The sequence below is a fragment of the Gulosibacter sediminis genome (assembly GCF_030011715.1).
GTDB lineage: Bacteria > Actinomycetota > Actinomycetes > Actinomycetales > Microbacteriaceae > Gulosibacter > Gulosibacter sediminis.
This window is the reverse complement of sequence record NZ_JASCYH010000032.1, coordinates 21,637-31,364: the sequence shown is the minus strand read 5'-3', so window position 1 is coordinate 31,364 and position 9,728 is coordinate 21,637. Positions and strand designations below refer to the sequence as shown.

Below are 9,728 nucleotides of genomic sequence, written 5' to 3'. Positions count from 1 at the left end.
TGGGGGGGTGAACGGGCTCAGCCCGTTCACACCCCCAAAATCTCGCCGTTCGTCCGTGTTTTGCGCGGGAACCTCCGCGTTCCGCGTTGAAATCGACCCGATTACGTCACCCTATTTGGCATAGGTCTGTGCGTGCAGCAGTCCTGCCGTAGCCGTACAAATAGGTACCGGCAAAGTGGCGCGTTCGGGGTCACTGACTGAGCAGGTCGGAGCCGCACCGTGCGATACTGTCAGAGTGCGCGAAAGCGTACTGAGACTTTCGGAGCAACCGCTCCCGCCGCACCAGCGGCACGCCGTACCCACGACGACAGATTTCCCGCGGGCTGACCGCGGCCAAGACACAGTTTCGACCAGGAATCGCGCCAGCGACTGGTCGGCGACAGCAGGAGCACCCCAGTGACGGTGGACAACCACAACAACGATTCCAATAACTCCAACGACGAAGCGAACCAGATCGACGACGCCGCTCAGCCGCAGGCTGAGGCGACGAGCGATGCTGTCGACGCGGCATCGACCGACACAGAGTCGCAGCCCGCGGCCGACGCCGAGTCAAACGAGGGCGGAACTGCCGCCGACGTGACTTCGGACGACGCCAAGGGCGACGCCGACGCGGCGGCGACCGAGGCCGCCGACTCGACTGAGGCCAGCAGCGCCGACAGCACAGACCCTGCAAAGGCTGACGTCGCAGAGAGTGACGACGCGGCGGCAGTTGCCGACGACAGCGCGAAGGCCGACGACACCGACAAGGCTGACGACGCCGCGAAGACCGACGACGCGAAGCCAGAGGACGAGCGCCACCCGCGCATTCCCGAGGTCATCACGCAGCGCACCCTCTTCTTCCTTGCGCCCGACTTGCCGCCGCTGCCCGAGGCCCCCCGCAGCAGCCGCAACGAGCCGCGCGAGCCGCAGCAGCGCGACGACGCGAACGACGAGGACGGCGACGACAACGAGAGCAACAGCAACAACCGCCGCCGCACCTCGCGCCGCGGCCGCCGCGGTGACGAGCAGGAGCGCGAGCAGCGCGAACCCCAGCGCCGCGAGCGTGACCGCGACCGCGACCGCAGCCGCGACTCTGGCCGCGACTCGAGCGACTTTGACGACGACACCGACGCCGAGGTCATCGACGAGCCGCAGGCCGTTAAGGGCTCGACGCGCCTCGCCGCGAAGCGCGCCCGCCGCCGCGAAAGCCGCGAGCTCGGCCGCCGCCGCACCGTCGTCACCGAGAGCGAATTCCAGGCCCGCCGCGAGTCGGTCGACCGCAAGATGCTCGTGCGCGCCAAGGACGGTCGCGTGCAGATCGGCGTGCTCGAGGACAACATCCTGGTCGAGCACTACGTTGCCCGCAACGAAGACGTCTCGCTCATTGGCAACGTCTACCTCGGCCGCGTGCAGAACGTGTTGCCGAGCATGGAGGCCGCGTTTGTCGACATCGGCGAGGCCCGCAACGCCGTGCTCTACTCGGGCGAGGTTGACTGGAGCGCCGCGAAGCTCGGCCCGAATACGGCCCGCAAGATCGAGAATGCCCTCAAGCCGGGCGACAAGGTGCTCGTGCAGGTCACGAAAGACCCTGTCGGACACAAGGGTGCCCGCCTGACCAGCCAGATCTCGCTGCCCGGCCGCTACCTCGTGTACGTGCCCGGCAACACGCTCAACGGCATCAGCCGCAAGCTGCCCGAGACCGAGCGCACGCGCCTCAAGAAGATCCTCAAGGAGGTGCTGCCGGACGGCGTTGGCGTCATCGTGCGCACCGCCGCCGAGGGCGCGACCGAGGAGCAGCTGCAGCGCGACGTTGAGCGCCTCACGCGCCAGTGGGAAGACATCCAGAAGCAGGTCGCCTCGGCAGGCAAGGGCCCGAAGACGCTCCACGCCGAGCCCGACATGCTCATCAAGATCATCCGCGACGTCTTCAACGAGGACTTCCACCAGCTGATCATCCAGGGCAACTCCGAGCTCGAGACGATCAAGACCTACCTCGGTCAGGTCGCCCCCGACCTGCTCGAGCGCGTCGAGAAGTACACCGGCGACGACATCTTCGTTGAGTACAAGGTCAACGACATGATCGACAAGGCGCTCAGCCGCAAGGTCTGGCTGCCGTCGGGTGGTTCGCTCGTCATCGACCGCACCGAGGCGATGACGGTCATCGACGTCAACACCGGCAAGTTCGTCGGCTCGGGTGGCAACCTCGAAGAGACCGTCACGAAGAACAACCTCGAGGCGGCCGAAGAGATCATTCGCCAGCTGCGCCTGCGCGACATCGGCGGCATCATCGTCATCGACTTCATCGACATGGTGCTCGAGACGAACCGCGACCTCGTCCACCGCCGCCTCGTCGAGGGTCTCTCGCGTGACCGCACGAAGCACCAGGTCGCCGAGGTCACGAGCCTCGGCCTCGTGCAGATGACCCGCAAGAAGATCGGTCTTGGCCTGCTCGAGACCTTCTCGGAGCCCTGTGCTGCCTGCGCCGGCCGCGGCGTCGTCGTGCACTCGCACCCGGTCAACCACGGCGGCGGCAACAGCAACCAGTCGAAGGGCCGCTCGCAGTCGCGCCGTGGCAACAACAAGGGCCAGAACGACAACGGTCGCAACCAAAACCAGGGCCAAAACCAGAACCAGAACCAGAACCAGACGCAGAGCGGTTCGAACGGCGGCGGCACCCACGAGATCACCGATGACGCCCGCAATGCGCTGACGAAGATCGCCGCGTCGACCATGGTGTCGGCGAAGGACGACGAGGCGGTGCGCGAGGCGGCTGAGAAACTCGCGGATGCGGCTGCCGCGGCAGCGTCGGGCAAGCCCGCTGCCGATGTGCTCGCGGCCGGAGGCGACTCGTCAAACGACAACGACTCGAACGGTGAGGGCCGTCGTTCGCGGCGCTCGCGCCGCGGCGGCCGCGGTCGCAACCGTAATGCCGAACAGCAGGGCGACGAGCCGCAGAACTCGAGCTCCGAGCAGGCCGAGGACCAGCGGGATGCCCGTGACAGCCGCGATCCGGGACAGCAGGATGCGTCGGCCGGCGATCGCAGCACCAGCGACCGCAACTCCAGCGACCGTTCGGCAAACGATCGCAACGCCAGCAACCGCTCGTCCAGCGACCGCGCCGCCGCCACCACGACCCAGCCCGCCCAGGACGCGACGAAGGCCGAGGAGGCGCCCCGCGCATCCAAGCCCCGTCGCCGCCGCGTGAGCACGGGCACGGTGACGGCCGACGCCTCAAACAACGAGGCGCGCCGCGAGTCGGCGCGCTCGATTGAGCTGCCCGAGGCCAAGGAGCCGGCACCGAAGGCCGAGCCGCTGGCCGACGGGTCGCTGAGCCTCGCATCCCTCGATGCTGCCCTCGACTCGCTCGCGGGCACCAGCGCCGAGCCGAGCGAGCCCGCCACACAGAGCCAGCCCAAGGAGCAGCCTCAGGCCGCCCCGCAGGCCAACGCCGAGTCGGCCCCGGCCGCCGAGGCCCCGAAGACCAGCTCGCCGAAGCGCCGTCGGCGCATCACGACGGGCCCGATCGCGGGGGAGTAATTCCCCGCGAGCGGGTCGACTCCGAGGGTTGACGCTCACCCGAAGAATCGACTAAAGTAGGTCGCTGTTGCACGCTCTTCGAGCGACGCGGCGTCGGCCGCGCAGTGAGAGCGTCAGGGTACGTGCACCGGCACGTCACGCAAATCGTTCGCGAAGCGACTTCGGTCGCCGAGCACAAAGAAAAGGTAGCTGAAGTGGTATTCGCAGTAGTGCGCGCCGGTGGCCGGCAGGAAAAGGTCGAGGTTGGCTCGATCGTTACGATGAACCGCGTCGTCGCAGACGACAAGGGCAAGGTTGTTCTTCCCGCCGTGCTGCTCGTCGACGGTGACAACATCACCAGCGACGCTGACAAGCTCGCAAAGGTGACGGTCTCGGCCGAGGTTGTTGAAAACCTCCGCGGCCCGAAGATCCGCATCATGAAGTACAAGAACAAGACCGGTTACAAGAAGCGCCAGGGCCACCGCCAGGAGCTCACCACGGTCAAGATCACCGACATTAAGTAAGTCGTCAGGAGCATACTGAAATGGCACACAAGAAGGGCGCAAGCTCGTCCAAGAACGGCCGCGACTCCAACGCTCAGCGTCTCGGTGTGAAGCGCTTCGCTGGTCAGGAAGTCAACGCCGGTGAGATCCTCGTCCGCCAGCGCGGCACCAAGTTCCACCCCGGCGTCAACGTCGGCCGTGGTGGCGACGACACCCTGTTCGCTCTCGCGGGCGGCAAGGTCGAGTTCGGCGCCAAGGGCATGCGCAAGGTCGTGAACATCGTCGCAGCAGCCGAATAGGGCGCTGTGAGCCGGCAAACCGGCACACTTTGAAAAAGGGGCGGACACTCTCCGCCCCTTTTTTCATTGCCGCACGTGGCCTGAACACGGGCGCCACGCGGGGCGGCACAATGGAACGGGAACGAAGGAGCATTCATGGCAACGTTCGTCGATGAGGTACGTCTGTACCTGCGCGCTGGCGACGGCGGCAATGGCTGCATGTCGATTCGCCGCGAAAAGTTCAAGCCGCTCGCTGGCCCTGACGGCGGCAATGGCGGTGACGGTGGCGACATCGTGCTCGTCGCCGACCCCGATGTGACCACGCTGCTCACCTACCACCACACGCCGCACCAGCGCAGCGACTCGGGCGGCTTCGGCATGGGCGACTACCGCAACGGCACGAAGGGCGGCGATCTCGAGTTGCCCGTGCCCGTTGGCACCGTCGTGCGCGACACCGACGGCGAGGTGATCGTCGACCTCGACACGCCTGGGATGCGCCTGGTCGCGGCCGAGGGCGGCCTCGGTGGCCTCGGCAACAACTCGCTCGCGAACTCGAAGCGCAAGGCCCCGGGCTTCGCGCTGCTCGGCACGCCGGGCGAGACCACCGAGCTCGTGCTCGAGCTCAAGACCGTCGCCGACGTCGCGCTCGTGGGGTACCCGAGCGCCGGCAAGAGCTCACTCATCGCCGCGATGAGCGCCGCGAAGCCGAAGATTGCCGACTACCCGTTTACCACGCTGCACCCGAACCTCGGCGTCATCGAGACCGGCAACAGCCGCTTCACGATGGCCGATGTGCCGGGCCTCATCGAGGGCGCGAGCGAGGGCCGTGGCCTCGGGCTCGAGTTCCTCCGCCACGTCGAGCGCTGCGAGGCGCTGCTGCACGTGCTCGACTGCGCCACACTCGAGCCGGGCCGCGACCCGCTCAGTGACCTCGACATCATCCTTGCCGAGCTCGACGCCTACGAGGTGCCCGAGGGGCAGACGCCGCTCACGCAGCGGCCCGCCATCGTCGCGCTGAACAAGATCGACGTGCCGGATGCGCGCGAGCTGGCCGAGTTCATCCGTCCCGATCTCGAGGCGCGCGGCTACAAGGTGTTTCTCGTGTCGACCGTTTCGCACGAGGGCCTGCGCGAACTCGGCTTCGCGCTCGGCGACATCGTCGAGCAGGCTCGCGCCGCGCGTGCCGAGCAGAACGACCAGCGCGAACGCATCGTCATTCGACCGAAGGCAGTCGACGAGAAGGACTACACGATCCGGGTCGAGGGTGGCACCTGGGGCGACATATACCGCATCCTCGGCCGCAAGCCCGAGCGCTGGGTGGCGCAGACCGATTTCGCGAACGACGAGGCCGTCGGCTACCTCGCCGATCGCCTCGCGAAGCTCGGTCTCGAGGATGCCCTTGTCGCGAAGGGCGCGCAGGCCGGGTCGACCGTGGTGATTGGCCCTGGCGACGGCATGATCTTCGACTGGGAGCCGACACTTTCGTCGGCCGCCGAGGTGATGACGGCGCGCGGCTCGGACATCCGCTTCGAAGAGCGCACGCGTCGCACCACGAAGGAGCGCCGCGAGGACTACTACCGCTGGATGGACGCCAAGTCGGCCGCCCGCGAGCAGCTTGAGGACGAACGCAAGGCTGGCATCTGGAACGGCGACGACGAAGCGGCCGAATCGGCTGAGAACTCGCGCTAGGATGGTGGGTATGTTCGAGCTTCCCGCAGTCATCCAGTCGGCCGGTGAAATGATCGTCCACCCGGGCGAGACGTGGTTTCCCCCGATCGTGTTCGGCATCATCGCCCTCGTGATTCTGCTGGTCTGCGCCCTTGTGGCGTTCTCGTTCCGCAACATGGCCGCGAGCCACCCCGAGAACCCGACGGTCTATGTGTATGAGCCCATCGGTCACCCGGGTCATCCGATTGCCGAAGGCGCCCACGAGGGTGCGCGGGCTGTGCCTGGCCACGAAGACGCACTCATCCGCGACCAGATCGGCCGCTCGCAGGGTGAGCAGCGTGCTGCACAGCGGCACCAAGATCACTAGCGAATCACTGGCGTGACGCCGAACGAATTCGAGCCCGCCCAGCGCCGACGACATCGCGTCGGCATTATGGGTGGCACCTTCGATCCGATTCACCACGGTCACCTCGTCGCGGGCAGCGAAGTTGCGCAGCACTTCGACCTCGATGAGGTGTTCTTCGTTCCGACGGGCAACCCGTACATGAAAGACGGCGTCTCGCCGGCCGAGCATCGTTACCTCATGACGGTGATCGCGACCGCGTCGAACCCGCGCTTCAAGACGAGCCGCGTCGACATCGACCGCCCGGGGCCGACCTACACCATCGACACGCTGCGCGACTTTCACCGCCTCATGCCCGAGGCCGAGCTCTTCTTCATCACGGGTGCCGACGCCGTGACGCAGATTCTCGAGTGGAAAGACGCCGACGAGATGTTCGCGCTCGCGCACTTCGTCGCCGTCACGCGACCCGGCCACGAGCTCGACCTCGCGGGCCTGTCGCTCGAGAACGTCTCGGTGCTCGAGATTCCCGCGCTCGCCATTTCGTCGACCGACTGCCGCGCCCGCGTGCGCGCCGGCGCCCAGGTCTGGTACCTCGTGCCGGACGGCATCGTGCAATACATCACCAAGAACCGGCTCTATCGGCCGGATGAACAGCGCAGCATTTAGCTGCAGGGTTGGAGCCTTGATCTATGACCGCTTCTGAGAACGCCATCGCATTGACCAAGGCGGCCGCGCTGGCCGCCGACGAGCGTCAGGCCACCGAGCAGATCGGCCTCGACGTGAGCGAGACGCTGCCGTACGCCGACGTGTTTCTCGTCGCTTCCGGCCGCAACGAGCGCATGGTGCTCTCGATCGCCGAAGAGATCGAAGACAAGCTGCGCGAGGACTTCGGCGTGAAGTCGCTGCGCAAGGAGGGCACCGAGCTCGGCCGCTGGGTGCTGCTCGACTTCGGCGACCTCGTCGTGCACGTGTTCCACGAGGAAGAGCGTGAGTACTACTCGCTCGAGCGTCTCTGGCGGGATGCGCCGATCGTGCCGCTCGGGCTGGTGGAGGCCGCCGAGGCTGCCGCGGCAAGCGCATCCGAGGCCGAAGACGAGCCCGACGCCGACCAGGCGCCGGAGTAGCATCGCAGGGTGACGATACCCTCACTTCCCGCGAAGCGGAACTGGCTCGGCCTCATTCTCGTCGGCGTGGCCGTCGGCATCGCCTCGGGCCTGTTCGGCGTGGGCGGCGGCATCATCATCGTGCCGGCGCTCGTGTATCTGCTCGCCTATGACCACAAGGTCGCGTCGGGCACCTCGCTGCTCGCGATCGTGATTCCGGCCGTCGTCGGTGTCGTGAGCTACGGCCTGCGCGGCGACGTCGACTATCTGCTCGCGCTGTTGCTCGCGGTCGGGTCGATCGTCGGCGCGCCGATCGGCGCGTGGCTGCTGAAACGACTCGAGAAGCGCATCGTGCAGATCGCCTTCATCTGCTTCTTGGTGATCGTCATCGTCACGCTGTTCTTGGTTGTGCCGTCGCGCGACGCCGAGGTGCACGTCGACCTGCTCAATGGCGCACTCATCGTCGTGGTCGGCCTCGTGGCCGGCATCGCCGGCGGTCTGCTTGGCATCGGCGGTGGAGTGATCGTCGTGCCCGCGCTCGTCGTGCTGTTCGGCGCGAGCGACCTCGTTGCGAAGGGCACGTCGCTGCTCATGATCATCGCGACCGGGTTGTCGGGCACCGTGGCGAACATCCGCCACCGCAACGTCGACACGGTTGGGGCGTTGACGCTCGGCTTGGCCGCGGGCGTCGTGACGCCGTTCAGCGTGTGGCTCTCGACCGTGTTGTCGCCGTTTGCCGCGAACGTGACGTTCTCGGTGTTCCTCGTGCTCGTCGCGATTCGCATGATCTGGGACGTGCGCTCGCAGTCGAAGAAGTAGGGCGGATGCCCGGGGCTGGCCTCGCGCGGCGCGCTCAACTTGCGCACGCGTTCAGATCTGGGCTATAGTCGTTGAGTTGCTTCCCCAGCGGGAAGCCCCAAATTGGGCCTATGGCGCAGCTGGTAGCGCACCTGCATGGCATGCAGGGGGTCAGGGGTTCGAATCCCCTTAGGTCCACAAAATTTTCCAGAATCGAACCCCTGATTCGCGTTAGTGCGAGCAGGGGTTTGATTCATTTGTGGAGTCGGTTGGCATCTTGACCGGTACACGTTGGGGCCGGATGCATCCGTTGCGTCCGACCCCAACGTTATTTCGAACAGGGCTCACCCAAGCGTTAGAAGCCGGGCTTTAACACTCGGCGCGACACCACCAGGAAGCTCCCGTCAGCGGCGGGCGCAATCACGATCGGTTAACTCACTGCCGGGCCGATGTGCCTGCGTGACATCACCTGCCGCCCGTCGGAGTGCCTCGTTCTCTTGCTCGAGCAGGCGGTTCCGCTCGCGCAGCTCGGTGTACTTCGAGATAGACGTTCCGGGGTTCGCGCCCGTATCCAAGATGGGGGAGGACTGCGAGTAGCGCGGCCCGCTCAGTCGATGCCGTTGGTTCGTTCGCCGCCTGCCGAGCCGCGGCACATCCGCATCATGGAGCACGTAGTCAAGCGCTCGGCTGGGTGATTCTGCTCGGTTCAATCGCTCGAGCCAGGGCTTCCAGGCATCCGCTCTGAGTTGAAAAGCAGGCACTGGATCCTTGAACCACTGCCTGAAAAGGCGACCGTGGGCTGCTTGGTTGAGTTTGTTGCGTTCCCGCAGATCCGCCAACAATTCAGCGAGCAGGTAGTAACGAAGCGGAGTGAACCCGGCGCTGTGCAGTTCTGCGGCTGTCTGTTTCCAAACTTGCGGGATACGGGTGGTGATGTCTTTGACGCTGTTGTCGATCGCACTCATCAACATCCCGCCAGGGAACGAAGGGCAATAGTCAATCATGTAGCGAGACCACAGAGGTCGATCAGCCTCAGGCACGTCGCCCCAACCTTCTGAAGGGTCGGGGTTATGAGTTTCGTCGGCACAGGGGCCAACTCGGTAATCAGACACGGGAATGTTCCTTACCGGATCCCAGCGTGCACGCACGTGGGTATCCATCGACTTGCATGAACGGTTGCTCATGCCGGTTCTTCCCCTGGGGCACCCCGCTCGATGGAGGGGGTTGCCGTGCAGCCAGCCAGGTACTGAAAGCTGCAACTCTTGAACCTGTTGAGACCGTATCACGGACGTAGGACATTCGGTCTGGGCAATCGGATGCGCCAACGGAACCCTGCATGTTGGCCAGTGCAGGCATCGAACTGTGCGTAGTGGGCCGAAACATCTGCCTTTGATGCAGCAAGTGTTGACTCATATCACCGAGGGCCCAAAGGGAGCTTGGAAATTTAACTTTGGTACTGATTTCATGAGAGAAGCGATTGGTGGCCTTGAGACCAGTAGCTCAAGGGACGACTGATTCGAGGCGGTCGCCGGTCTCGGTG

Annotated in this window: 9 protein-coding genes, 1 tRNA gene and 1 riboswitch; of the genes, 9 read left to right on the top strand and 1 reads right to left on the bottom strand. The window is 65.6% G+C overall.

Annotated elements, in window-relative coordinates; translation table 11 throughout:
• Window positions 1-396 precede the first annotated feature (396 nt).
• The 9 genes from QM019_RS09970 to QM019_RS09930 all read left to right on the top strand — a co-directional run bounded on the left by QM019_RS09970 (window position 397) and on the right by QM019_RS09930 (window position 8,386).
• Window positions 397-3,516: an Rne/Rng family ribonuclease gene (locus QM019_RS09970; RefSeq protein WP_282852854.1), complete on the top strand. Its 3,120-nt coding sequence runs from the start codon at window positions 397-399 to the stop codon at window positions 3,514-3,516.
• A 194-nt stretch (window positions 3,517-3,710) separates the two neighbouring features.
• On the top strand, window positions 3,711-4,019 hold the full coding sequence (gene rplU / locus QM019_RS09965) for a 50S ribosomal protein L21 (RefSeq protein WP_125107127.1): 309 nt from the start codon (window positions 3,711-3,713) through the stop codon (window positions 4,017-4,019).
• A gap of 20 nt (window positions 4,020-4,039) precedes the next feature.
• A complete protein-coding gene (rpmA, locus tag QM019_RS09960) occupies window positions 4,040-4,297 on the top strand; it encodes a 50S ribosomal protein L27 (RefSeq protein WP_125107128.1) in 258 nt (85 codons plus the stop codon).
• A gap of 135 nt (window positions 4,298-4,432) precedes the next feature.
• Entirely contained in the window at window positions 4,433-5,965 is a 1,533-nt protein-coding gene (obgE, locus tag QM019_RS09955) for a GTPase ObgE (protein ID WP_282852853.1), read from the top strand.
• 10 nt (window positions 5,966-5,975) lie between these two features.
• The gene (locus QM019_RS09950) at window positions 5,976-6,311 is read left to right on the top strand and encodes a hypothetical protein (protein ID WP_282828472.1); all 336 of its coding nucleotides are present in this window, start codon (window positions 5,976-5,978) and stop codon (window positions 6,309-6,311) included.
• Window positions 6,312-6,323: 12 nt separating this feature from the next.
• Window positions 6,324-6,953, top strand: a complete 630-nt coding sequence (nadD, locus tag QM019_RS09945; RefSeq protein WP_125107131.1) for a nicotinate-nucleotide adenylyltransferase — start codon at window positions 6,324-6,326, stop codon at window positions 6,951-6,953.
• Between the two features lie 23 nt (window positions 6,954-6,976).
• Window positions 6,977-7,411 carry a ribosome silencing factor gene (gene rsfS / locus QM019_RS09940; protein ID WP_282852852.1) on the top strand — a complete coding sequence of 145 codons (435 nt, stop codon included), beginning with the start codon at window positions 6,977-6,979 and terminating at the stop codon, window positions 7,409-7,411.
• A gap of 9 nt (window positions 7,412-7,420) precedes the next feature.
• Window positions 7,421-8,209: a sulfite exporter TauE/SafE family protein gene (locus QM019_RS09935; protein ID WP_282852850.1), complete on the top strand. Its 789-nt coding sequence runs from the start codon at window positions 7,421-7,423 to the stop codon at window positions 8,207-8,209.
• Between the two features lie 104 nt (window positions 8,210-8,313).
• Window positions 8,314-8,386 (top strand) — tRNA-Ala (locus QM019_RS09930).
• Window positions 8,387-8,592: 206 nt separating this feature from the next.
• Here QM019_RS09930 and QM019_RS09925 read toward each other — a convergent pair.
• Window positions 8,593-9,228 carry a hypothetical protein gene (locus QM019_RS09925; protein WP_282852849.1) on the bottom strand — a complete coding sequence of 212 codons (636 nt, stop codon included), beginning with the start codon at window positions 9,226-9,228 and terminating at the stop codon, window positions 8,593-8,595.
• Window positions 9,229-9,343: 115 nt separating this feature from the next.
• A riboswitch (SAM riboswitch) is annotated at window positions 9,344-9,456 on the bottom strand.
• Window positions 9,457-9,728 lie beyond the last annotated feature (272 nt).

What these genes read in the sequence shown, in the direction of transcription:
- QM019_RS09950 (WP_282828472.1), top strand. Translation starts at nt 5,976, where the DNA reads ATGTTCGAGCTTCCCGCAGTCATCCAGTCGGCCGGTGAAATGATCGTC.
- rsfS (WP_282852852.1), top strand. Translation starts at nt 6,977, where the DNA reads ATGACCGCTTCTGAGAACGCCATCGCATTGACCAAGGCGGCCGCGCTG.
- obgE (WP_282852853.1), top strand. Translation starts at nt 4,433, where the DNA reads ATGGCAACGTTCGTCGATGAGGTACGTCTGTACCTGCGCGCTGGCGAC.
- rpmA (WP_125107128.1), top strand. Translation starts at nt 4,040, where the DNA reads ATGGCACACAAGAAGGGCGCAAGCTCGTCCAAGAACGGCCGCGACTCC.